Origin of the sequence: Amycolatopsis roodepoortensis, from assembly GCF_024628825.1 — a bacterium.
GTDB lineage: Bacteria > Actinomycetota > Actinomycetes > Mycobacteriales > Pseudonocardiaceae > Amycolatopsis > Amycolatopsis roodepoortensis.
The window spans coordinates 363,234-387,269 of record NZ_CP102415.1; the positions used below are offsets into that span (position 1 = coordinate 363,234).

Here is a 24,036-nt window from a genome sequence, read left to right on the forward strand (position 1 = left end):
AACCCTGCTCTCGGAAGGACAATCCCGATGACGAATGACCTGGACACCGTGGTGTCCACTATGGATAGTGTCTTCTCCCGCCAGGACAGCCCGGCCGGATGGCTATGGCAGCCGCTGTTGCGGCAACTGGCCCGCGGCGAACCCCTCACGATTGCCGACCTCGCGGCCGCCACCGGCCGCGCCGGTGACGAGGTTGCGCAGGCGGTGGGCCGACTGCGCGACACCGAATACGACGACGCCGGACGGATCGTCGGCTACGGCATCACGCTGCGCCCGACCCCGCACCGTTTCACCGTCGACGGCCACCAGCTCTACACCTGGTGTGCCCTGGACACCCTCATCTTCCCCGCCACCCTCGGCCAATCCGCCCAGGTTGAATCCCCCTGCCACAGCACCGGTGCCCCGATACGGCTCACCGTCGAGCCCGACCGAGTCAGGGATGTCGAGCCCCAGACCGCGATGGTCTCCATCGTCACGCCTGACGACTTGGTCTCCGTACGGGCTTCCTTCTGCAACCACGTGCACTTCTTCGCCGACGCCGACGCCGCGGCGCCCTGGCTCGCTGAGCACCCCGGCGGATCGGTCCTCCCAGTCGCCGACGCTTATCAACTCGGCCGGCAGCTGGACGCCGCTCAATCCGAGGAGCCCGAGCCCGGCGGGTGCTGCTGACGCCCACCTGCGCCGCCCGAACCGCCATCACCGAGAAGGGACAGCCACTGTGAGTACGGACTTCGATGTAATCGTGATCGGCGCCGGACCGGGCGGCGAGACCGCCGCCTCGCGCCTGCACGCGGGCGGACGGCGGGTCGCGTTGATCGAGCAGGAACTGATCGGCGGGGAGTGCGCCTACTGGGCGTGTATCCCGTCCAAAACCTTGCTGCGCCCACCCGAGGCCCGCGCCGAAGCCGCCCACGCGGCCGGCCTGTCCACTCCGGCGCAGAACTGGGCGGCACTGCGAGACTACCGCGACTACATGATCCGCCACCTCGACGACACAGAGCAGGTCACCGGATACGAGAAGCAGGGCGTCACGGTTATCAAGGCCACCGCAGCCCTGGTGGGCCGGGACCCGTGGCGGGTACGGGCCGGTGGCCGGGAACTCACCGCCGAGCACGTGGTGATCGCCACCGGCTCCGACGCGATCCACCCACCCATCGAGGGCCTGGACGAGGTCAGCGTATGGACCAACCGGGAAGCTACCACCCTGCGCGAGATCCCCGAGCGGATCGTGATGATCGGCGGCAGCGCCGTCGGGATCGAACTCGGCCAATTCCTCGCTCGCATGGGCGCTCGGGTCACCCTGATCCAGCGCGGCGACCGGCTGCTGGACCGGGAAGACCCCCGTGTCGGGGACATCGTCGCCACCCACCTGCGCGCCGACGGCATCGACGTCCGTCTCGGCCGGCAGGCCACCGCCGCGCGCCGCGACGGCGCCGATACGGTGATCGACCTCGACGACGGCACCACCGTGCGCACCGACGTCGTCGTGCTCGGCACCGGACGCCGCCCCCGCACCCACGGGCTCGGCCTGGAGACTGTCGGGGTCACACCGGACCCGCGCGGCGCGCTGGAGGTCGACGAGCACTGCCGCGTCACCGCCGGCCTCTGGGCGCTCGGCGACGTCACCGGGGTCGCGCTGTTCACCCACGTCGCCATGTACCAAGGACGGGTCGTGGCCGACAACATCCTCGGCACACCCCGCCAAACCACCTACAGCGGCATCCCCCGCGTCGTGTTCGCCCAACCCGAGATCGCCGCTGTCGGCCTGACCACCGACCAAGCCCGCCAGCGTGGCCTCGACATCGCCACCACCGAACTCGACCTCGCCGACTCGATCGCGCGACCCTGGACTTACGAAACCGACCCCGACGGCACCCTCGGTCTCATCGCCGACCGCACCCAGCGGACGCTCATCGGGGCCTGGGCCATCGCACCCCAAGCCGGGGAATGGATCCACACCGCCGCCCTCGCCATCCGCGCCCAGATCTCCATCGACACCCTGCTCGACGGCGTCGCCCAATTCCCGACCTACACCGAGGCGTACCTCGCCGCCCTCGAACAGCTCGCCATCTAGAAACCGCCCGGCCGCTCTCGGTGTCACAGCGTCGGTGGACGGGGGTCACCTCCGGGTGTGAAGCGAGATCACGTCGGGATCGTGGTGCGCCAGATGTCGGATCTGGTCCTCCAACTCCGAGTTGCGCAGGGCGAGGACCTGGATCTGGTTGGCGTAGACCCTGATCGTCTCCTCCAGTTCCCGCACGGTGGCGGCGTGGTCGCTGGCGGTCTGTTTGCGTTCCCGCTTGAGGGCGGTGATCTCCTCGCGCAGCGCGACGAGTTCAGGTTGCTGGGCTTCTCGATTCGCTTGTGCCGCAACAACGGCGTCCTTGAACTCCGGAGGCGAGCGGTAGAACGAGTCGCGGCCCACACCGGCTTCCCGGCACAGGTTGGAGACCGTCAGCTCGCCGTCGGTCACAGTCGGCTGACCGGCGAGCAGCCGGGTCAGCGCCTGCTCCAGGCGGACTTGGGTAGCGACGCGGGTCACGCCTGCGCCTCCTCGCTGTCGAGATCACCGATGAGCTGGTCGAGCTCGGTGATGTAGCCGGTGAGCGCGACCTGCTGGAGTTTCGGGACCGGACCGGCTTTCTCGCAGGACGCCTGGAGATCCAGGGCCTGATTGCGGGCGGCGGCCAGCCGGGGCCGGTGCACTGTGGACCGTCGGGCGTTCGGACAGCGCAGGCACATGTTGTGCTGCGGAACGGGCTGCCCGACGACCTTGGCTCGCTTGACACAGACCGCGGTCGCCGCGTTGAAGAAGCAGTCGTTGAGCACGCCGGGATGCAGCGTCTTGGTGAGATGCCGAAGCATCGTCCGCAGCCGCAGCTCGTCGGACACGACGCCGGGGAGATCACCCAGCTCGCGCCGAATGCGCTGGAACTCGGCGTTGATCCGCTCGGCCGCCCCACCGCCGGACTGGGCGCCGGTGTTCCAATCCCGGTAAAGATCCTCCACGTAGTCGAGCATGGCGACCGCCTCCTCGGCGGCGACCTCGGCGGCGAACCCAGATGCTGAGGTCCCGGCATAGCCCTCGAACATGGTCACCTTGGCGTGGTGGTACTGCCGGGCACCGGCGACCACACCGAAGGGCTGGTGTGCGATATGCCAGGCCAGACTCCGCCGGAACTGCCGGGTGGTGAACACCCACTGCTGTTCCCCGTCGGCGGGGACGAACGGTTCGGCCACCCCGTCGGACGATTGGGTACCGAACAGCTCGTTGACGTGGTCCCGGAAACCACCGAGGCGCTCGGTGAGCTTGTTCGCCAGCCGTGGCTTGCTGGCGGGCCAGAGCCGGTAACCGAACAGATGCGTGGGGTCGTCGTTGATCTGCAGCAGGACGTCGATCGCCTCGTGAACGGCGTCGAGCACGACCCACTCGGCCTCGTCACCGGTGAGCTTGCGGCCCTTGAAGACCCGGCCGCGCAGCTTGTAGCGGGTCCGGCCGTCAACGGCGGTGGTGGTGACAGCGCAGTCCCGCGCCAGCTCCAGGACTTCCATGTCCCGAAGTCCTGACAAGTAAGCCACCAGCACCCAGCAGGCGGTGCGCAGGTGGTGCAGTTCGTCATGCAGGCTGCGGTGATTCAGCCGCCCTCGCCAGGGTCGCCCGGTGTCCGGCCACGTCGAGATCGGCGTGTCCAGACCACCCTCTTCGTAGCCGATCTCGGCGCCGATCTGCTCCATCAGCCGTGTCGGATGCCCCTGGAAGCTGTTGGTTCCGCTCATCAGGGCGACGAGAGCGGCGTTCGGGGCTTGCACGACGCCGTCGACAACCGGCGCGGTCGGGCGCTGGGCCAGGCAGTACAGCGGCAGTGCGGGAACACCTCGCCCCTCCTGACGGCGGCGGTCCAGGAACGCCTCGATCTTGGTGACAGCCTCGCCATGCCGGCACCGGCCGCCTGCTCGGGCCTGCTCCAGGTCGGCGATTTCCCGCTGGGCGGCCAGGAGGTCCCGGCTGGCGGTCTGGACGTAGAACAGGGCGGCGCGCAGCAGTGGAGCCATGATCGGCTCGGGGATGCGCGGGGTGCTGTTCTCCTCGTCCGGTCGCCGCCCGGCGACCTGGGTGGCCGGGCGGCCCTTCCAGGGCACGACGGTGAGGCGGTCCGCGGTCAGGTACGGGCTGTGCGCCTCCAGGTGCTGGATGACGCCGATCCGGACAGCCAGCGTGTTTGGCACACAGGTCTCACGCCAGACGCGTGCGGTCGCGTCCAGGTGGGATTGGCGGGCCTGCGCCAAGCGCGTCACGCCCTGCTTGCCGAGCTCGGTAAACAGTTGACGCACGATGATGAAGTCCTTGTAGGTGTTGGTGATTTTCATCGGTCGGGCGGTCCGCGATCCGTAGGACAGCGGGACCACGCGGTGGATGCGGGAGTAGATGAACTCCTTGGCCGTGAGCATCGCGATCTCGTCGGGCAGCTCGGTGAAGTCCAGCCGGAGGTAGCCGTTGCTGCGGGGCGCGAACGGTCGGAAATCCCAGATGTCGTCGCTGAACCGGGGGCCGCGGCCAGTTGTCTCGGTGGTCAAGGACTCGGGCAGCACCCAGGGATCGGCCGATGGCTCCGGCGCGGCGGACGGGCGCGGTGCGGGGGCGCGGGTCACGCGACGGCCTCCCAGAACTCGGGCGGCAGCAGCAACCGTGCCCCACCGCTTTCGGCGATCGTCTGGGCGGTGGTGATCTGCTCGTCTCGGAACTTGGCCCGGATGCCGCGCACGATCCGGTCCCACGCCAGGCCGTAGCGCACGTTCCACTCGCTGACGGGGTACTCCTCCCGCTGGCGCTCGATGAAGTCCAGGAAGGTCAGAACCTGCGGCAGGTGCCGGGTGGTGAACACCGCGTTCGGGCACTCCAGGCAGCCCCACAACGACACCGGGCACGGCTTGCCCTTCGCCCCGAAAGGCGAGTCGTAGAAGTCGCGGCAGGAGGCCAGGAACACGTCGCTCTCGCGCGACAGCAGCGCCTGCACCTGCTCGGGTGGCAGGTCCCCTTCTCCGGCATCGAGGCGGGTGCCGTCCTCGTCGAGTACCACCGGCGGCGGCAGCGCGACGTCCAGCGCTTCGCGCAGGCCGTTCTCCACGGCTTGGTCGTGCAGCTCGTCGTGGGCGGGGATGTTTGCGTAGTGGTTTGCGGCGACGTCGGCGGTGTGGCCCTGGGTGAAGTCGGCGAGCACGCCGGTGGCTTTGAGGTATTGCTGGGACTTGTAGGTCTTGCGCAGCCGCCGCAGATCCAGCCGCACCGGCGTTCCGTCAGCGTCGGTCATCTGGTCGATGCCGTGTCGTTTCTGCCAGTTGTCCACGTGACCCCAAGGACCCTGCCCGCCGAGCGGGAAGGAGTCCCGCAGGCCCTTGTCTCCGTAGTCGACCCACAAATCGGTGCTGCCACTAAACTCGCGGGCTCGCGCGGTGAGCCGCAGCGCCAGTCGGATCAGACCGCCGGGATGGTGCAGGGCACCGCCATCGCTGACCCGCATGGACTTAGAGATCCGGCGACCGTGCGCGCGCCGCTTGACATAGTTGACACTCACGAACCCGCGGGCCGGGTTGGTCAAGCAGTCGGCCTGCAACCGCTTGGCGCACTCCGGCTCAAGCCCGGTCATGCAGATCAGCAGGATCAGGAACACGACGTTGTCCTCCCGAGTGAGGATGAGCGCCGCGTTGAGCGGGCGCCCGTTGCCCAGCCTCTTGCCGACCAGGGGCCGCAGGAACTGCATCGTGACAGGCCCGTGACGGGCGATGTGCCACAGCACGTTCTCGATCACATCCCAACCGCCGACGTTCGGGTCCTGGCCCGTCGCGGCTCGGGCTTCGCCATCCTGTATTCGGCGCGCGATCGCGCGGACATCCGCCAGCGCGGCGTTCCTGATCGCCTCGAACACGTTCTGCGGGTAGGCATCCAAGGGTCTCGTCTGACGGGCACGGGTTTCCCGTCCGAGGAACCTCAGCCGGATAGCCAGGTCGGGATCGAACGTCGTGGGGCTGGCGTCGAACGCCACGCGGAGCAGCCGGACCACCACACCGATGCTGATGCGCGGCTGGTCACTGTCCGGTCCGTACTCGGCGATCAGCGCCTGCTCGAACGCGTCGATGTGCTCGGCCTCCAGGTCACTGAACTCGACCTCGGTGGCGTTCTGCGGTTCGGCTCCAGTGATGAACCGCACGAACTTCCGCACCGAGAACAGGTTCATCTTGAACGCCTGGTAACTCGATTCGGGTCCGTCGGCGGCCACCGTGCGCAGCGTCGCGGCAAGCTGGCGGGTCAACCGCGGGCATGGCCACGCGGACATGTCGAACGTGCGGTCGGCGCCATCCAGGTGCAGCCGGAGCACCAGCGGACCGATGTCCGGGACAGGAGCGGGTTGCGCGGGCATCTGCTCCTCGGTCGGGAAAGCCGCCCAGCGGCCACGGCGACCGGAGCCGGCACCCTCGGTGCGGTTCACGCGGCAGCACCATCCTCAAGCCGGACCCTGCTCAGCGCTTCGGCTTGTTCATCCCATTCGCGCAGCGCGGACAGCACGATCTCCTGCGCCTCGTCCAGGACGTCGAGGTAGACGAAGACCGTCTCGCGCTGGCGATGGCCGAGCAGTAGCTGCAACTTGCGCAGCGGGTCGCCGACCAGCAGCCGTTTCACCTGCTGGCTCATCAGGGTCTCGCCGGGCTCCATGCGCAACGCGCGGACGGTCTGGCGCAGCAGCAGCCCGAGCATGTGCACGGCGAATGTGTGACGCAGGGCGTGCGGATGGACCACCAGGTCCAGGCCGAACCGGGCGCACCGTTCGTTGGCTCGCCGAAACACCGCCTGCCACGTCGACCGCGACAGCGGCAAGCCGTCCTCACCGAGCCACAGCCACAACGGACCACCCGGACCGTCGTCGCCGACCCGGCACAGTCGCTGCCGTTCCTCGATCGTCACCCGCGAGTACGGCCGCGAGCGGCCATCCTCGACGAGCGTCAGAGCAGTCTTGCCGGCGGAGCGAACTCCCATCCAGGCGTCCGTACACCCGTAAGCCCCGGCCGCCCGGCGGCGCTCGACCAGTTCGTCGCGTTCGATGTCGACGTAGTGGTGCAGGTCGCGCAGCACGCGGCGCGACACGAAAACCGTCCTCGGCCGGCTGCGCTTGGTGATCGTCGCGGGCAGGTTCAGGTCTCCGGTCAGCCGCCGCTGCGCCAGCGGCGGTACCTCGGTGACCAGGAGGCTCGACGCCTCTCTCAGCCGCATCCCGGTGCAGACCAACAGGTCGGCGAACACCGCGTTGCGCTCGCCGTGCCGACCGCGCCAACTCGGGTCCGGCGAGCCGTCGGGTAGTTGGCCACGCAACCCGACGTCCCGCCACACCAGGTAGTCCTCGTAGGCCAGGAACCGCACCGGCCCGGCGCTGTCCTCGACCTCGCGCTCGGCATTGAACAGCACCCGTACCAGCCCGCGGGGCGTCAACACCGTCTTCTCCACCATGCGGAACGGCTGGGCCTCGATCAGCTCCTCGTGTATCGCCCACTTGACCCACTTGTCTAGCGCCGCGATGAACCTGTTCCAGGTCGACGCGGACACCGTGAAGCCCTTGGTCCGCCGCCGCGCCCGCTTGTAGGCGCGCAGATCGTCCTGGCCGGCGTCCCAGATGGACCGTCCACCACGGTGCTCGTGGAGGAAGCGGCCGAACAACATCAGATCACGCGCGTACGCCTCTCTCGTGTGTTCCGAGCGCACACCCCACCCGTCCAACTCGCGCACGAACCGGTTCAACTCCAGGTCGTACGAGCCGTCGGGGCCGAGTAGGAACGGCAGCCCGTCGCCTACACCGGCACGACGCAGCACCTGGGCTTCGTCACCGCCGAGCCCAGGTGCGCCGAGCGCTCTCACCGGTGACGTCTTGTACATGAGCAAGGTTGAGATCCTCCGGGATCTGAACACGCCAAACACAGCGAAGCTGGCGTTGGCTAGGGACCTCTGCGACAGCAGTGAAGTGTCACCATAACGCTGGAGTCGACGCCCAGGCCGAATCCGAGCACGACACGCGGCGGTGCCTGGCCCCGGACCGAGGCCAGCGACAACGCGCCGGGCGGCGTAGCCGGACGCTGCAAGCCGAGCGCGGCTTGCGCCAGATCGACGGCGTCCTGCGCGATCTGCTCAGGGACGCGGTCGGCGAGGGGATGTTCCAGCGGACGATCCAGGAGCGGGGTCACGGCGGACCGCCCGGAGGCGCAGTAGGTGCGTGGTGTGCTGGTGTTCTCACGTGGGTCCTTTCATGCGTAGGCACGGAACACGAGCAGGTGCCGTCAGGGGGCGGAAGGCGAACAGCGCGAAAAGGCCCGGTGCTGGTTCACGGGGAACCGGCACCGGGCCTTCGCGGAACGGCGAGAGCTGCCGGCGGGAAGTCAGGTCTTCTCAGTGCTGCCGTTGTTTAGGCGGCCCCCCGGGCCCGGGCATGAGCCGGGCGGTTTGCCTCGAAGGTGTGGGTGAGCCGTCAGAGGGACGGGCAGGTCAGATCAGATCAGAGATCAGTGGTCTAAGGGTGTGCGGTGAGGTCACGCCGGACCAAACACGCCTGCCCACGCTCGGCGTCGAGATGTTCGCGCAGCGGTGCGCCGTCAACGTCGTGCTCGCCGGTGAAGGCAGCGAGGGCGGCGTCCGCGGGGTCGTCCCGGACACACAGGTACCAGTGCTGGCCTGGCGTCCAGACTGAACTGGTCACCGTCGCGTAGTTCGGCCACTGTCGCTGGTTCGATCACGACGTCATGCTCGGGCGCCGACGCGACGGCGTCGATGGCCGCGTCGAGACCTTCGGAGCACCACTGGAGGTCGTAGGGGCTTTCCTTGGTCCTGCCGTCGATATGGCGAAGAGCGGCGTTCAGGAACTGGTACCAGCGGTAGAGCGCCTCGTAGATCGCCAGGATCGTGTCGGCTGGCAGGTGTGTGCAGCTGTCGCGCGCGGTCACCCAGCGGGGTGCGCGGTAGCCGTGTTCGCTGAACAGGTTCTGGTAGACCGCGTGGGTTTCCACATTGAACTCGTCCCGGTCTGCGGGCACGCGGATCCTGGGTACGGGCAGGCAGCCGGGGATGATGTGTGCGCGGCGAACCATGGCCAGTAGCCGTTTCCGGCCGCTGAACAGCGCACTGATCGCCTCCTGGGCCCGTGCCCACTCGACGGTGATCTTGTCAGGCAGGACACTGAAGTTGTGCCCGGTCATGGCGAGTACCTGCGCGGCGCAGCCGAGCAGGTCGTGACCTCGGTCTTCGGATGTGTCAAGCGGCAGCGCCAAGAAACCGGCCTCGTTGAGGGTGAAGCCGTACTTGCCCAGCAGGGCCGCGACGTCTCGGTGCAGTGTGCCCGCGATGACGAACCCGTATCGGGGGTGTCGGCAGAGAATCAGGTCGCTGGCCTGGTCCATGATGTCCATGTGGTACCTCTCGGCTGTTTTCAGGGAACTGCGGCACGCCTGGCAATCCCGGTTCAGGGAATCGGAACGTCCTGCGGCGCTCCATGCGGCCGCGCGGCACTCAATGCCACGACACGGGGACACCTCCGACACAGGTGGACGTCGATGTCGTGAACTCACGCAGTCACCACCGTGCTGACGCGGCTGCGCCTAACACCGGGGGTGCGTCCCGTTGCGGCGGGGCGCACTCGGTGAGCACCGGCGCGCCGGTGGGGGCAAGCCGCGCTTTCCGGCTTGTCCCCCACCGTCGCGCCGGTGCAGAGTGCGTCGCCCCGCCGCGACGGGCGGATCACCGCTCTTCTCGTGTCGTTTTGGTGGGATGGTCAGGTCAGCCGAACGCAGCGGGGTTGGCCACCCATTCCGCTTCGCCGGCGACGCTGGGTTCGTCCTGGCACCAAGCGCAGTGACAGAAAGCATCGTGGATTTCCAGCACCAGCCGGTATGCCTGGCCACTGCGCAGGATGACGCCGCCGTCGACCACGATGTCCTGCCCGCCGCGTGGTTTGGACGGTTCCCAGATCGGGATTTCGGGGCGAAAGAACCAGATCTCAACGACGTCGTCGCCGGGCGCGGCGCTTTCCAGCCAGTTCCGGATCGGTTGTTCGTAAGGCTGGCACTCGACCGGAGTGGTGGCCTGGTCGTTGAGACCGACCCAGAACATGATCGCGCGGCGCTGCCTCCGCGACCTGGGCGCGGTGGGAGTCGACCAGGACCTCCTGCTCAGCGTGTTGCGCATCGCACATCGGCGAGGTCGGGCACGATGGCAAGGTGACGACCTCAGCTGAGACAAGCACGAGAACCGGCGCCGAGCTGCTGTACCTGTCAGTAAACCTTGGCGAGCAGCCGTCTCTGGAGGATTACGAGCGGAATGTCACTGCGCTGCTGGCCTTAGCTCGATACGCCACAGCTATTACACCTTCGCGTATTGGGGACTCACCGACAGGGCGTGCGCTGCCGCCAGCTCAAGTCAGGGTTGTACGGACGTCCCTGGCAAGCCCGTGGATAACTGTGCTCGGCGATCTCGCCCGCAGTTCTGCACCGGTTGGCTACGGGGTGACCGCGCTCTACGCATTGCACCGCTTGCTTGAACTGATTATGACGTGGCAACGGCATCGCCAGGACATCGCAGAGCGGGACCTACAACTGAAGGATCTGCATAGCCAACTGCTTCACGAGAGGCTGGAGCGGGTAAGCCGCCTATACACCGAGAGCTCCGGTACCGAGTCACCTCGTCCGGAGCCCACGCCTAAAGAGCTCTACCGGCTACGCAAGTGGCAAGCACCTGACGAGAACAGCCCAACCTCAGAAGAAAAGACAGGGGCTGAAGACAATCCCCTTGGCGATCGCAACCCACATCTGGAGACGGTCAACCAGGCCGCAAACGACCTCGGCGAGATCAAAACTGTCGAGATGATTCCGCCGGACGACTCACGTGCGACCGGTACCACTGCCAACGACTAGAGCGCGCAAGAAATACGCAGGCTCTAGGACCGGAACGTCGCCACGACGCCGGCCGCTGCTACTCATACTCAACCCCGGGAACGGCGCTTCATGGCGTAGGTGCGTCGGCCGGTGAAGTCGGTGACCACGAAGCGGTCTTGTGCGAACCTGTATGCCAGCTCAGTGATGACCGGCAGGAGATCGACCTGGCCACGGACGGCCACACCGACCTCATCGTGGTCGCGCACCTTGCCACTGACCAGACGCGCCGACACCAGACGCGCCGTGTGGCACGTACGCTCCGTTCCCGTCGTGGCAAGTCGACTGGTCACCTCGCTCGGCTCGTACTGAGGTGCTCCGGGGTCGTAGCCCTTCCGCAAGCCCAAGCCCACCATGATCCCCCTGGACGGGGCGTTGCGCGGCGACGTGATCCAGCCAGTCTCGGCAGCTAGCCTTCGAACGGCCGCCCAACATCGCGGTACGTTCGGCACCCCGTGCGTCACGCTGGGATCCCGATGAAGCTCGATCTCGGTCACCGGCTCGTCGGCACCACCGAAGATCAAGGCGTTCACCGGCCAGTCATGGTTGCGGGCGAGGTTCTTCAAGATGGTCTGGACCGAGTCGAACGACATCGCCGGTAATCGCATGGAACAGGTCCACGCGTCGGCCGCAGTCGCGACCTCGACATACCCGGACGCGGTCGGCACCCTCGAAATCCCCCAATCGTTGGATGGCCCCAACTCGTGCTTGCATAACACCTGTCGTGCTCGCTACCGTTCGCTGAAATAGCCAATGAGCTGCTGAAACTCAAAAAAATGAACCCTTGCTCAGGCTGGCTTCCCCCCAGAGAAGTCCCGAACCGCGCGCTCGGGTCGCGAAGCAGCACGATCTCGGTGACGTCCGCCTGTGCTGCCCCGGGCTACAGCCGTGATCGGGATATTCTGTTGCCGGGCGGCGGCTTCCAGAGACGCGCACACCACGCCGTACGGATCCAGGGGCACATGCAGACGGCAGCACCAGCCGTTCTGCGCGGCGGCGGAGACTGCATACCGCTTCGTTGTCGAGGTCGCCATACCAATGATCATCGGTGTGTACGAAGCGGCAAGTACACGACAGAAACTGGTCAATCCCAAGACAGAAGCAGAACGTGGTCCCTGGGAGCTTCGGCGACGCGTCGGCGGTTAGGTGTCGACCACTCTGTGCGCATTCCAGCACGGCGCGTGTGAAGGCGGTTCTATCAGACACTTTCTTCCGGGACAGGTTGGTCAGGCCATTCTCCTACGGGGGCTCCGGGCTCGTGGATTCTCGGAACCGTGAATCGTGAACCGTGATCGGCTCGAGTCGCCGTTCGCGGCGCTGAGCGGTCGTCGTAGATGCTCACGGCCCTCGGCACGCAGCGGCCGGTGGCGTCCGCCGCGGTTTTTCACGAGGGCCTTCGGGACGTTGAGTTGTCGCGCGATGCGTCCGCAGTGCCGCTGAGGGATGGATGCGTGCGGAGGAAGGCCGCCCGCTGTCCGATCGTGGGCAGTGTCGTGCCAGTCAGTAGGCGAAGACGTTGTCGTCGTAGGGCGCGTCGGCCTGCGGCTTGTTGCGGTGGCATCACGCGGCAACTTCCAGCGCGACTTCGCTCAGTCCGCGCATGACGAGGCCCAAACTCGTCGCCTTTGCTCACGAACGGGGAGGGTTCGTTCCTCACAGCAGGCTGGCGGCGGCGATCAGGGCGGCCGCGTTGGCGCTTGTCAGGTCGCGCAGCCAGGTTGGCTTGAGGTTGATGGTCGCGAGGTCGGTGATCGGCACGATAGCGATCGTGTAGGTGCCGCTGGCCTGCTCTGTCCATTCCGGACCGGATCGGGTTTCCGGCCGGAGAGTACGGAGACGGGCGAGATAGATTGTCTGGCATGGGTCGCTGGCGACGCTCGGAGTCGAGGGGGTGAGGGCGCCGCCGATGGAGGCGGTCGCGCCGAGTTCTTCCCGGAGCTCTCGCCGGAGGGCATCGTCGGGCTGTTCCCCGGACAGTACCCCGCCGCCGGGGGTGGTCCAGTACGGATCCTCACCGGGTTTCGTCCGCCTGATCAGAACCAGGGAACCCTCGTCGTCGACGAGAAGCGCCCGGACCGAGCGGCGGCCGGCGGCGCGGTCCAAGGCTGGCATCAGCGGGTTCGCGGCGGGTCGAAATGGGACGAGACCGGGCCTGATGCCAGCAAGCCAGGTCGTCGTGTTCGCCGGCCCGTGGCCGATCTTCGCGCGCTAAACATACGTGCTGGCGACGACTCTACGGCGTGTCACGCATTCTTCACCGGCAGCGGGCAACCCGCTGTAGTCGACGATGTCGCGGGACATCAGCGTGGCGCTGCCGCAGGCGGTTGCCGGACCGGCGCCTGCAGGCTTCATTGAGGATCGAGGGCACTGCCCATTGAGCCCGGCCGTCCGCCGATAATGTTCTTTTCCCAGAGTTCGCCGAGCGAGTACTCGTTGAGCCAGGGTTGCAGGGCGGCCTTGTTGGGCCGGGTGAAGACCGAATCGCCGTTCCGCTGCTCGACGACGATCAGGTCTTCGGCGGAGAACTGGTTCATCAGCGTCACCGACTGCGTAGCTATCAGGACCTGACTGCGTGTCGAGGCGGATCGCAGCATGTCCGCTAGCTGAACGATGGCCATCGGGTGCAGACCGAGTTCCGGTTCGTCGAGCACGAGCAAGGCTGGGAGTTCCGGTTGCAGCAACAGTGTGACGAGGCAGACGAAACGCAGGGTTCCGTCGGACATCTGGTTGGCTGAGAAGATCGTGTCCGAACCTTGCTGGCTCCAGCGAAGCAGAATGCGGTCGGTGCTATCCGGTTGGAGGACGAAGTCGCGAAAGAACGGGGCGACCAGCCTGATGGCGCCGACGATCCGGCGATACGCGACCTTGTCCGCCCGGTCTTCGCTGTCGCGGAGTCGCAGCAGGATCGCGGCGATGTTGCCCGCGTCCGCGCGCAGGGCCAAGTTGTCCGCAGTCGGGGAAAGGCGCTTCACCGGCGCGTCGACGCTGGTGTCGTGGAAGTGGTAGACGCGGCAGCCCTGAAGCAACTCGGTGATGTGCGAAGCCACCGAGTTGCTTCCACGTTCCTCGACGACGTCGTTGAGTCGGCTTTCCCGGTGCCCGCGTCCGATCGATTTCGTCCAAGGCTGTTCGTGGCCGGGGCCGTGGTACGAGATGACTTCTTCGTCGAAGATCAGTTCTTCGCCGGGTGCCGCCGCCAGATGGGCTTGGTAGCTGTTGGGCGGCGCCTCCAGTTTGAGGCTGATCCGCAGGGTGTCGGCGGCGTCGTTGATCAGCGCCGATGCGCCGCCGTTGCGTCCCACGAACAGGTTCAGCAGATCTTCGCTGATCCTGCCCAGCAGCTCGAAGGCCTGGACGAAGTTGCTCTTGCCCGCGCCGTTCGCGCCGATGAGCACGTTCATCGCGCCCAGTTCGACGCGCGCCGAACGGATCGACGTGAAACCCTCGATCTCGATCGACGTCAACCGCTGTTGGGTCATGCGCACAGCTTAGGCAGACCCGCCATCCTCGGGGTCCGGTGCCAGCCGAACTGGGGACGCTGCTTGCCAGCGGTTGGTCGGCCACGGCGCCTGTTGTGATGGATGCAACTTTGCTCGTTCTGGATTTGACAAAGTTGCAGGCAGGACGCATTCTCGCACAGATGTTCGATGCTGGTGCTGTCTTCCCCACGGCTCCTCTGGTGTGTCGTGGAGTGGTCGATGGCGTGGAGTGGTGGTCCGGCGAGCTGGTCGGAGCTGGAGAGGATCGCGTCGGGCCGTCCACCGGCGGGTGACGGTAATGACGCGCCGGCGTGGTCGCGGAAGCGTGAGGGGTATGCGGGTCCGCCGCCGGACTTGATGACGCCGCGATCGGATGACACTGGTGGCGCCCTGGCGCGGACGCCGTACGCCGAGCTGCACTGTCATTCGAACTTCAGCTTCCTCGACGGGGTGAGTCATCCGGAGGAGCTGGTGGAGGAAGCGGCGCGGCTGGGGCTGGACGCGATCACGCTGACCGACCACGACGGCCTGTACGGAGCGGTGCGGTTCGCCGAGGCCGCGAAAGAGCTCGGCGTCCGGACGGGGTTCGGCGCGGAGTTGTCGCTGGGGCTGACCGGCCCGCAGAACGGGGTGCCTGACCCGGCGGGGACGCACCTGCTGGTGATCGCCCGCGGGCTGGAGGGGTATCAGCGGTTGTGCCGGACGATCTCGACCGCGCAGCTGGCGGGGGAGAAGGGCGCCCCGCGGTACGAGCTGGATCAGGTGGTGGAGGACCTGCGCGGACACGTCCAGGTCCTCACCGGTTGCCGTAAGGGCGCGGTCCGGCGCGCGCTGACCGAGTCCGGCCCGTCGGCGGCCGCGGAGGAGCTGCGGGTGTTGGTGGACCGGTTCGGGCAGGATTCGGTCGCGGTCGAGCTGATCGATCACAGTCTGCCGCTGGATTCGACGCACAACGACCTGCTGGCGGGGATGGCGGCCGAGCTGGGTTTGGCGACGGTGGCGACGACGAACGCGCACTACGCGGCCCCGCAGGACGCGGTGTACGCGGACGCGGTCACGGCGATCCGGGCGCGGCGGAGCATGGAGGACATGCAGGGCTGGCTGCCGGCGGCGGGAATGCAGTTCCTGCGGTCGGGGGAGGAGATGGCGGAGATCTTCGCCCGTTATCCGGGCGCGGTGCAGCGGTCGGCGCTGCTGGGGGTGGAGTGCGCGGTCGACCTCACGTTGGTCGCGCCGGAGCTGCCGCCGTTCCCGGTCCCGGACGGGCACGACGAGGCCTCCTACCTGCGATTCCTGACGTATGCCGGTGCGCGGGAACGGTACGGAACGCGGGAGGACGCGCCGCGGGCGTACGCGCAGCTGGACTACGAACTCGACGTGATCACCGAGCTGGGGTTCCCGGGGTATTTCCTGATCGTGTGGGACATCGTGCGGTTCGCGCGCGAAGCCGGGATCCTCTGCCAGGGCCGCGGGTCGGCGGCGAACAGCGCGGTGTGTTTCGCGTTGCGGATCACCAGCGTCGACGCCGTGCGCTACGGGCTGCTGTTCGAACGGTTCCTCGCCCCGGACCGTGACGGCTACCCGGACATCGACGTCGACATCGAGTCCGATCGCCGCGACGAGGTCATCCAGTACGTCTACGACACGCACGGGCGCCGGAATGCTGCGCAGGTCGCGAACGTGATCACCTACCGGGCGCCGTCGGCGATCCGGGACTCCGCCCGCGCGCTCGGCTACAGCCCCGGGCAGCAGGACGCGTTCGCCAAGGCCGCCGACCGGTGGGGCGGGGTCGCCGCGACCGCCGGACAGGACGAGCATGGGATCCCGCGTGACGTGCTCGGCCTCGCCGCCCGGATCGAGGGGTTCCCGCGGCATCTCGGGATCCACTCCGGCGGGATGGTGCTGTCGCGGACGCCGGTGTCGGAGGTGGTGCCGGTCGAGTGGGCCCGTATGAAGGGCCGGTCGATCCTGCAGTGGGACAAGGATGATTGCGCCTCGGCGGGGCTGGTGAAGATCGACCTGCTCGGGCTGGGGATGCTCTCGGCGCTGCACTACATGCTCGACCTGATCGCCGAGCACCACGACACCGTCATCGACCTTGGGCAGCTCGACCTCGCCGACCCGAAGGTCTACGACATGCTCTGTGCCGCGGACGCGATCGGGGTGTTCCAGGTGGAGAGCCGCGCGCAACTGGGCACGCTGCCCCGGCTGCGGCCACGCACCTTCTATGACCTGGTCGTGGAGGTCGCACTGATCCGGCCGGGCCCGATCCAGGGCGGATCCGTGCACCCGTATCTGCGGCGCCGCCGCGGCGAGGAGCAGTGGTCGCACGCGCACCCGCTGCTGGCGGGGCCGCTGGACCGCACCTTGGGTGTTCCGTTGTTCCAGGAACAGGTGATGCAAATGGCCACCACCGTCGGGTCGTTCAGCGCGGCCGAGGCCGACCAGCTGCGCCGCGCGATGGGCGCCAAACGATCCGCGGCGAAAATGGAACGACTCCGGGACCGCTTCTACGCCGGTGCCGCGGCCAACGGGATCACCGGCGAGCTCGCCGACACCATCTACGAACAGATCAAAGCATTCTCGGGGTACGGCTTCCCGGAAGCGCACAGCATGTCGTTCGCGCTGCTGGTGTTCGCCTCCGCGTATTTCAAGTGCTACTACCCGGCCGCGTTCACCGCCGGGCTGCTGCGTGCCCAGCCCATGGGCTTCTACAGCCCGCAGTCCCTGGTCGCCGACGCCCGTCACCACGGCGTGAAGATCCGGCGGGCCGACATCAACCGCAGCCTCGCCCATCCGACCCTGGAACCCCACCCGGACAGCACGGGCGGCGTGGCGATCCGGCTTGGCCTCGGCGGGATCCGCCATCTCGGCGACGACGCCGTCGACCGGCTGATCACCGAACGCGACCAGCTCGGCGCTTTCACCGACCTCGGTGATCTCGGCTACCGCACCGACCTCACCACCCCGGCGATGCAGGCGCTCGCCACCGCCGGCGCGCTGGAATCACTCGGCCCGGACCGGCGCCAGGCCCTCTGGGCCGCCGGGCCCGCCGCCGCCAGCCGCGACACCCACCTGCCCGGGATCGCCTCCGGCCTCGATGCCCCCGCGCTCCCCGGTATGACCGCCCTCGAAATCACCGCCGCCGACCTCTGGGCCACCGGCATCTCCCCGGACGAACACCCCATGCAGTACCTACGCGAGTACCTCGACGGCCGCGGCGCGCTCACCACCGCCGCCGTCACCAGGGCGGGGAACGGCGCCACGATCTGGGTCGCCGGAGCCGTCACCCACCGCCAACGCCCCGCCACCGCCGGCGGCATCACCTTCCTCAACCTCGAAGACGAAACCGGCATGCTCAACATCGTCGTGACCCAGCGGCTCTGGGATCGGGAGCACAAGACCGTGCGCAGCTCACCCGCGCTCCTGGTGCACGGAGTCGTCCAATCCCATCACGGCGTCACCAGCCTGTCGGCCGACCACTTCGAACCACTCGACCTACGCGGGTCCCGGCGGGCGCCGGAGCCAGGGGCGCCGTGATCTTGTGATGGGTGAACAGGTGCTCGAATACCAGCCCCTGGTGCTGACCGGATGCAGCCGCCCATCCTGGACGTCGAGGACCAGCGCTTCGCCGGCCGCGCTGAACGCGGCCACGGGCACGGCATCGCCCCGCGGTCCGATGTCGGCATGGCTGGTGAACTTCGCTCGCAGCCCTGCGGGCGCCGCGAGCGCGACGACAGGCGGATCACCACCGCCGGACTTCTCGCTCATGTCGTCACCGGCCAGGACCGTTTCCACAGCGGAATCATCGGGCAAGGATGCCAATACGGCCGCCCCCACGATCGGGTGACTACCACGCGTTCAGCGGTCCTCAGAGCGCGTACGCCGGCCTGCCCGTGCATACGGGCTCGACGTGCCTGCCCACGCTGGTCCTGGATGGGTCGCACCCGGGTGTCCGGATGAGGCACCCTGCGGACACCCCGGGTTCGCGCAGGTTCTCGTCGCTGACCCGCCCTATCATGGCCCGATCGGCACCAGAGCCGCCCAGCGCCAGGCTGGTGCCGGGCGGGTGCCGGCGCATGGTTCACTGCTGAGCTGGGGAGTTCCTTGAAGCCGGATGACTTCTTCCTCGACCGACCGCACCGAGACAATCCGCTCTGGCCGGATGACCTTGGCCCCCGGCGCGTCGACGACGACCTGCTGGACCGGCTTCGCCGGGGGCCGCTCGACGACCACGACGACGTTGAGGCCGCGATCGGCCTTGCCCGTCTCGCCCACGAGGAGTTGGAGAGGTTCGGCACCGGCGGCGGAGTGGAACTGGCCGAGCAGGAGATCCGGATCGCGCTGATCGCCCTGAACGCGGTCGTCCGCCGCATCGGGATCACGACCTTCGAGCTGCCCTTCCGCGACTTCGCGACCTTTAAGGGGCATTGGAAACGCAACGGCTGCGACTCCTACCAGTCGCGCCGCGACCTGCTGAACGACCTGTTTCTGCCGCTGCACGACGAGCTCATCGAGCTGGAGAACGAGGCGTTGTCCTCCACCCTCGCCCAGCCGATCAGCCCGCGCCCGGTCACCGGCTGGGCCGGTGTCGACGCGGAGATCGCCGAACTGCGGCGCCACTTTCAGCAGGCCAAGACCGAACAGGATTACCGAAACGTCGGCAACGACTGCGTCATCATCACCGAAGCACTCAGCCGCCAGGTATTCGATCCGCACCTTCACCTGCGGGACCGCGAAACCGAACCACCGGTCGGCAAGACCAAGGTCCGGATCGAACGCTACATCGAGGACGCCCTCCCTGGGCCGGAGAACGCCGAGTTGCGCAAGCTGGCCCGGTCTGCGATCGAGTTCGCCCAGCTGATCAAGCACCGCTCCACTCCCACGCGGCGAGAGGCCGGGATCGCCGCCGACACCGTGATTCTGCTGGCGAACATACTCCGTCGCCTTCAGGAACCAGCCTGACCGACGTCGCGGCGGGGGTGCCCCGGTTCTCCCACCGGTGGTCGGAAAGGGGCCTCGGGTCAGCGCTCGTCGGCGACCGTCGGGTTCATCGGTCCGGTGTGTCCGCGCGCTCGAGCGTGTAGCCGATCTCGAAGAGGTGGCCTGGCAACACGGTCTCGTTGACCTCGCAGATCCGTTCGTCCGGGCCGCGGGCGATCCGCCGTAGTCGCAGCATCGACGTGCCAGGCGGCAAGGGCCAGAGTTCGCGCTCCTGCGCGGACGGCTGACGGGCGCCGATTCGCTCCTCCATTCTCAGCTGTGCCTGCAGGTGTTCCTCCATCCGGTCGTAGATTCCGCCGGGCCCGGTATCGGTTTCCGCGATGACAGGGAGCTCGTCAACCAGCCATGGTGGCAGGTAGCTGAGGGAGACGTGGCGCACCTCGAGGGTGTCGGGGTCGCCCATTACCCGATCGCGGATGACCACCGGTTGCCCCGGTGCCGTCCCCAGCAGAACAGCGATATCGGCAGGGGGTGGTGCTGTCCGAACCTGCGGATCCCGGATCGCCACCCAGGGCTGTGCCGCTAGATCGAAGAAGTAGCCCCGCTCGTCCCGGAAGATCTTGCGCTGCCGCACGATCACTTCACGCGCGGGCGCGGCCGTCACCACCGTGCCGCCGCCGACCCCTCGCCTTGTCTCGACCAGGCCTTCTCCGATCAGCAGCCGCACTGCCTTCTGGACTGTTTCTTTCGACGCGCCGAACTGGCGGGTGAGCTGGCTGAGCGGCGGCAGCGTGTCTCCCGGTGGGTGTGTTCCGTCGACAATCGAGCCCCGCAGGTTCGCTGCGATCACCTCGTACGTCGGCTTCTTGACCACCACGCCAGCCCTTCCACGCCGCCGGAGAACCAAAGTCCTAGGACTATTGCGCATCCGGGGTCGGACATGCAATTCTTAAAGTCCTAGGACTTTGGGTTTCGCGGTGGTATCCGGCCGGTACCTCGCATCCACGTCGTGATCACGTCCAGCGGGGAGTCAGTCGTGTCCACCATCGTGTTGCCCAGTGAGCGGCCGTCCACCGTCGTCCTCTTCCGCCGGACCGGTGACCGGCCAAACAGCCCGCGGAATCGGCGGCGGGCCACCGCGGCTGTCGTCGCGGTCGCGGCACCCACCGCGGAATGGAACGACTCCGAACTGCTGCGGGCCGTGCGCCAAGGAAAGACCGCCACGAGCGCGGCTGCCTACGGCATCCTGTACGTACGGCATCGGGCCTCGGCGCACCATCTGGCCGGGCAGCTGGCCAGCTCGGAGCACGATGCCCACGACCTGGTCTCCGAGGCGTTCCTTCGAGTGCTCGACATCCTGCAGGGCGGGGACCACGGCCCCGAGGACGCGAAGTTCCGCGCGTACCTGCTCACGACCCTGCGGCGCATCGCCTACGACCAGACACGCCGGGAACGCAGGATCACCCTGACCTCGGACCTCGAGACCACCGCGATCGACTCGGGTAACCCGGGCACGATCACCGAGCCGTTCCGGGACACCGCTCTGGCCGGCTTGGAGCGCCTGCTCGCCGCGCGCGCGTTCGTCCGGCTCACGCAGCGGCACCAGGAAGTGCTGTGGCACCTCGAAGTCGAGGAGCTGACTCCCAGCCAGGTCGCCCCGGTGATGGGGCTGACCCCGAACGGGGTGTCCGCCCTGGCCTACCGGGCGCGTGAGCGCCTGCGGCAGGAATACCTCTAGATGCACGTGCCCGAGCCGGACGAGCGATCGCGGGGCTGTCTGGCGACGGCGGAAAAACTGGGCGCGTGGGTTCGGGACGGGCTGGGGAGGCGGGAGGGCATGCGGGTCGGTCATCACGTGAGTGAATGCGCGGCCTGCGGCGCCGTTGTCGCCGAGCTGTGCCAAGAGATCCCGGCCTGAGCCAGGCTGAACTACCTTGACCTGGGCTTCGTGCCAGTGGGGGCAGGGCGTTGCCATGGTGAGCTGTCGTTCAGCGTCGACGCTGTATCGCTCGCGCCGGGCCGAGACGAGGGCATAACCGGGCCCACAGCTGGCGCGGCGTGGCTAGGTGATGGCCCCTGTTCGCTGAGGATGTGGGTTCGGGGCGGGCCCACCCGGATGGCGGTGAACGGCGTCGTCCAGGCCGGGCGCCGCGCAGCGGATCGGGAGGTATCGGGCTGCAAGGGCGGAGGTGACAGCTATCGGTAACCCCTGTCGGAGCCGATCGCGAGCAGGGTCCACCTCAGCCCGCATGGCCGTGGCGTCAGATACGTGACCGACGCGGGCAGCATCAGCTTGACGGTCGGAAGACCACCGGTCATGCGGGCTCCTGGTCCTTCCCGTCACGCGCGAACACGTCGGCGAAGAATCGTTCTGCTCCCAACGCTCGCACGAACTTGTACATCAGCCTGCTCACCACAGGTCCTGGGGCTTCCTGCAGCTCACCTGTACCGGCTGACGTTCCGTGCACGTATCGGCTTGCGCTGTATCGCAGAAGCTGATCGGGCTCACCCAGAGACGGTGTTCTGCTGTGGACCAGCCCGTTGAGGTTGGTCAATCCGACAGCGATCTCCCACTGTCCTCGATAGCCGAACCTGGTTCCGACCTCGCCGGCGAGCGTGACCAGGGCGCGGACCAGTCCGACGGCTCCTTCGGCGTAGACGTAGCGCTGTCTGACGGGTCGGGCGTAACCGATCGGTTTGGTACCGACCAGCGCTGAGGCGAACAGCGCGATGGAGCCGTCATCGGAGATCTCCAGGTCGGCCTGGGCACGGTCCTTGCCGACGGCGTCCGGGGCGAGGATGCGGGAGTGCAGGTCGTAGGTGTGCCAGCCGCGCCCGGCCGCCCGTGGTTCGTCGTACTGATTAAGGGGTTGCAGCCAACTGTCCGTATGGGGAGTCGTCGCGGCGCGGGTGACGAGGGTTCGCAGTTCCTCGCCCATCAGGTGCGGAGTGAGTAGTTCGGGAGGGCTGGCGATCGGGTGGGCGACCGCGTACAGACGGACGTCCTGGTCGCGGTGCTCCTCGATGGGATCGCGGGCGATTTCAGCCGTGATCAGCTGCTCGGCGGTGACCTGGCGGGCAGCCCGAATCGCGAACAGGCGCTCCACGGCCCCATCGTTCAGCCGGTGCTTGGTCTTGTCGCCTCGGCCGTGATACTGGCCGTCGACCATGTGCGGTGCCAGCGGGCTCGGCGGTATCTCGATCACCAGGAAGCCGTTCTCGGTGTCTTCCGGCGACAAGGGGATCGGATGGCACTGCACGAACAGCGGCGGATCACAGCGCTGATGCAGGATCTGCTCGACGGTTTCCGCCAGGCCCGAAAGCCGTGTCGGCACCAGGGTGAGCTTCCCAGTCGGCCTGTCCTCGTCCACGCCGATGAGGAGGACTCCGCCGTCGTTGGCGAACGAGGCCGCGTCCCGGGCGAGTTCGATCTTGTCATGCTTGTCGTGGTTGAGCTTGCGTTTGATATCGAGCCAGTGCCGTTCCTCCAGCGCGCCGTTGTCGATGGCGTTCTGGATATCGGCGGGGCTATTCGGCCGCCATCGCTGGATGGCTGGTCCGAGGTAGAGGTGTGGTGGCTGGCTCATCGCTTCATAATCCTCGTGTTTGGTGACTGGCCGGGCTGCTACCCGGCTCAGTGCCAGGTGGCTCATGCCAAGGCTTTGTCACATCCGAGAGAGTTGGCATGGATGGTGGGCCTGTCGTTGCGGGACGGGTGGCGCTGATCGCCGTCCGTGCCGGAACGTGGTGGGAGAGTGCCCGGCGTGGCGAGGCGCCGGGCGTCTCCGGTTGTTTAGGGCTTGCCGAGGCGGATCGGGCCGAGGTCGACAGCGGCGTTGAGCAGCCACAGTCCACCGATGATGACGGTCAGGATCATCACCAGCCGGACCGTAGCTCCCCAGGAGCCGAGGATCCGTCCGGCGAGCCGGACCAGGGACCGCCGTTCGTCGCTGCGGTCAACGGTCGTGGCGTTCGGCGCGGACGATTCCGCCCCCTGTTCCTCGTCGCGCGCAGGCGACACCCTGTCGTTGCGCGATGGCAACTCGTCTCGCGCACCACCTATCGTCATGTGTGTTCCGTTCTCGTGTTCCTGCTACGGAGGCAAGACACCCTCGACGGAACCTGTAAGGGGCGGCCTCTCGTGCCTGAGAGGCCGCCCCGGTTCGCATTCGGTGGCGCTCGCCAACGACCATAGAAGCACCGGTGGTACCCCGAGAACGGGCAGGCGACAGCCGGTCGGTTCGACGTGACGAGTGAAGCGATTTTTGACCAGCGGGACCGAATCCTTCAGTCCTTCCGGCGGGGAGTGCTGCAGGACGGCGACACCAAGCCTCCAAAATGAGACAGCTGGGCGTCGTGAAACTACGATTACGCTGCGCTGCATATTGCTGCGTTCAGAAGCTGTACGGTGCGCTCCCGAAAAGCCGCCATAGCAGCCTGCGATCGGGAACGTCGGTCGTCTGACGGCATCGGGCCATCAGCTCTGAGGACGTGGTGACGACTTCGGATTGGTCCGCAGCCAGGGACATCCTCGAGACCGCAGCGCAAGCTCTCGCGGTGCTGCAGGCCGCTGCCGAGAGACCATGTGAGTCGGACTTTCGGGGCTAGCGAGGCAGCCTCACTCACCACAGCGGACCTCAGGCGACCGGCCAGG

The 24,036-nt window shown here is 67.5% G+C and carries 22 protein-coding genes; 7 read left to right on the top strand and 15 right to left on the bottom strand.

Translation table 11 applies throughout. The features are described from left to right. Nucleotides 1–27: 27 nt before the first annotated feature. Together merB and NQK81_RS01735 are read left to right on the top strand one after the other, a co-directional pair. Nucleotides 28–669: an organomercurial lyase MerB gene (gene merB, locus NQK81_RS01730; protein WP_014805448.1), complete on the top strand. Its 642-nt coding sequence runs from the start codon at nt 28–30 to the stop codon at nt 667–669. 73 nt (nt 670–742) lie between these two features. Further along, a complete protein-coding gene (locus NQK81_RS01735) occupies nt 743–2,074 on the top strand; it encodes a dihydrolipoyl dehydrogenase family protein (protein ID WP_257486726.1) in 1,332 nt (443 codons plus the stop codon). A 45-nt stretch (nt 2,075–2,119) separates the two neighbouring features. On the opposite strand, the gene NQK81_RS01740 is transcribed toward NQK81_RS01735, so the two are convergent. The 7 genes from NQK81_RS01740 to NQK81_RS01770 form a co-directional block, all read right to left on the bottom strand. Continuing rightward, the gene (locus NQK81_RS01740) at nt 2,120–2,542 is read right to left on the bottom strand and encodes a hypothetical protein (protein ID WP_014805450.1); all 423 of its coding nucleotides are present in this window, start codon (nt 2,540–2,542) and stop codon (nt 2,120–2,122) included. Further along, complete coding sequence (locus NQK81_RS01745) at nt 2,539–4,650, bottom strand: hypothetical protein (RefSeq protein ID WP_183127415.1); 2,112 nt, start codon at nt 4,648–4,650, stop codon at nt 2,539–2,541. The genes NQK81_RS01740 and NQK81_RS01745 overlap by 4 nt, the downstream gene beginning before the upstream one ends. After that, nucleotides 4,647–6,485 (bottom strand): hypothetical protein, encoded by a 1,839-nt coding sequence (locus NQK81_RS01750; RefSeq protein ID WP_257486727.1) that lies wholly within the window; start codon nt 6,483–6,485, stop codon nt 4,647–4,649. The genes NQK81_RS01745 and NQK81_RS01750 overlap by 4 nt, the downstream gene beginning before the upstream one ends. Further along, on the bottom strand, nt 6,482–7,921 hold the full coding sequence (locus NQK81_RS01755; protein WP_014805453.1) for a tyrosine-type recombinase/integrase: 1,440 nt from the start codon (nt 7,919–7,921) through the stop codon (nt 6,482–6,484). Before NQK81_RS01755 ends, NQK81_RS01750 begins: the two co-directional genes overlap by 4 nt. 59 nt (nt 7,922–7,980) lie before the next feature. Then, a complete protein-coding gene (locus tag NQK81_RS01760; RefSeq protein WP_257486728.1) occupies nt 7,981–8,226 on the bottom strand; it encodes a hypothetical protein in 246 nt (81 codons plus the stop codon). Nucleotides 8,227–8,631: 405 nt separating this feature from the next. Continuing rightward, nucleotides 8,632–9,441 carry a hypothetical protein gene (locus NQK81_RS01765; protein ID WP_257486729.1) on the bottom strand — a complete coding sequence of 270 codons (810 nt, stop codon included), beginning with the start codon at nt 9,439–9,441 and terminating at the stop codon, nt 8,632–8,634. A 367-nt stretch (nt 9,442–9,808) separates the two neighbouring features. Then, complete coding sequence (locus tag NQK81_RS01770; RefSeq protein WP_257486730.1) at nt 9,809–10,141, bottom strand: hypothetical protein; 333 nt, start codon at nt 10,139–10,141, stop codon at nt 9,809–9,811. Between the two features lie 107 nt (nt 10,142–10,248). Here NQK81_RS01770 and NQK81_RS01775 point away from each other — a divergent pair, with 107 nt between their 5' ends. After that, nucleotides 10,249–10,941, top strand: a complete 693-nt coding sequence (locus tag NQK81_RS01775; RefSeq protein ID WP_257486731.1) for a hypothetical protein — start codon at nt 10,249–10,251, stop codon at nt 10,939–10,941. A 68-nt stretch (nt 10,942–11,009) separates the two neighbouring features. On the opposite strand, the gene NQK81_RS01780 is transcribed toward NQK81_RS01775, so the two are convergent. The 3 genes from NQK81_RS01780 to NQK81_RS01790 all read right to left on the bottom strand — a co-directional run bounded on the left by NQK81_RS01780 (nt 11,010) and on the right by NQK81_RS01790 (nt 14,438). Then, nucleotides 11,010–11,627, bottom strand: coding sequence for a hypothetical protein (locus tag NQK81_RS01780; RefSeq protein ID WP_257486732.1), 618 nt, complete (start codon nt 11,625–11,627; stop codon nt 11,010–11,012). A gap of 985 nt (nt 11,628–12,612) precedes the next feature. Continuing rightward, entirely contained in the window at nt 12,613–13,071 is a 459-nt protein-coding gene (locus NQK81_RS01785) for an NUDIX domain-containing protein (RefSeq protein WP_257486733.1), read from the bottom strand. A gap of 236 nt (nt 13,072–13,307) precedes the next feature. Continuing rightward, nucleotides 13,308–14,438 (bottom strand): AAA family ATPase, encoded by a 1,131-nt coding sequence (locus NQK81_RS01790; RefSeq protein ID WP_257486734.1) that lies wholly within the window; start codon nt 14,436–14,438, stop codon nt 13,308–13,310. Nucleotides 14,439–14,657: 219 nt separating this feature from the next. On the opposite strand from NQK81_RS01790, the gene NQK81_RS01795 reads away from it, so the two are divergent. Beyond that, on the top strand, nt 14,658–17,978 hold the full coding sequence (locus NQK81_RS01795) for an error-prone DNA polymerase (RefSeq protein ID WP_257486735.1): 3,321 nt from the start codon (nt 14,658–14,660) through the stop codon (nt 17,976–17,978). On the opposite strand, the gene NQK81_RS01800 is transcribed toward NQK81_RS01795, so the two are convergent. Continuing rightward, a complete protein-coding gene (locus NQK81_RS01800; RefSeq protein ID WP_257486736.1) occupies nt 17,937–18,236 on the bottom strand; it encodes a hypothetical protein in 300 nt (99 codons plus the stop codon). The two genes, NQK81_RS01795 and NQK81_RS01800, sit on opposite strands and share 42 nt — an antisense overlap. Before the next feature lie 309 nt (nt 18,237–18,545). Here NQK81_RS01800 and NQK81_RS01805 point away from each other — a divergent pair, with 309 nt between their 5' ends. Then, nucleotides 18,546–19,403, top strand: a complete 858-nt coding sequence (locus NQK81_RS01805) for a hypothetical protein (RefSeq protein WP_257486737.1) — start codon at nt 18,546–18,548, stop codon at nt 19,401–19,403. An 85-nt stretch (nt 19,404–19,488) separates the two neighbouring features. Here NQK81_RS01805 and NQK81_RS01810 read toward each other — a convergent pair whose 3' ends face one another. Further along, on the bottom strand, nt 19,489–20,259 hold the full coding sequence (locus NQK81_RS01810; RefSeq protein WP_257486738.1) for a GntR family transcriptional regulator: 771 nt from the start codon (nt 20,257–20,259) through the stop codon (nt 19,489–19,491). 159 nt (nt 20,260–20,418) lie between these two features. Between NQK81_RS01810 and NQK81_RS01815 the strand changes: the two genes are divergently transcribed. Beyond that, nucleotides 20,419–21,120 carry an RNA polymerase sigma factor gene (locus NQK81_RS01815; protein ID WP_257486739.1) on the top strand — a complete coding sequence of 234 codons (702 nt, stop codon included), beginning with the start codon at nt 20,419–20,421 and terminating at the stop codon, nt 21,118–21,120. Beyond that, nucleotides 21,121–21,300, top strand: a complete 180-nt coding sequence (locus NQK81_RS45320; protein ID WP_371878848.1) for a zf-HC2 domain-containing protein — start codon at nt 21,121–21,123, stop codon at nt 21,298–21,300. 278 nt (nt 21,301–21,578) lie between these two features. Here NQK81_RS45320 and NQK81_RS01820 read toward each other — a convergent pair whose 3' ends face one another. The 3 genes from NQK81_RS01820 to NQK81_RS01830 all read right to left on the bottom strand — a co-directional run bounded on the left by NQK81_RS01820 (nt 21,579) and on the right by NQK81_RS01830 (nt 23,451). Next, nucleotides 21,579–21,701, bottom strand: a complete 123-nt coding sequence (locus tag NQK81_RS01820; protein WP_257486740.1) for a hypothetical protein — start codon at nt 21,699–21,701, stop codon at nt 21,579–21,581. Then, entirely contained in the window at nt 21,698–23,035 is a 1,338-nt protein-coding gene (locus NQK81_RS01825) for an AlbA family DNA-binding domain-containing protein (RefSeq protein WP_257486741.1), read from the bottom strand. Before NQK81_RS01825 ends, NQK81_RS01820 begins: the two co-directional genes overlap by 4 nt. Nucleotides 23,036–23,175: 140 nt before the next feature. After that, nucleotides 23,176–23,451, bottom strand: coding sequence for a hypothetical protein (locus NQK81_RS01830; RefSeq protein ID WP_257486742.1), 276 nt, complete (start codon nt 23,449–23,451; stop codon nt 23,176–23,178). Between the last annotated feature and the right edge of the window lie 585 nt (nt 23,452–24,036).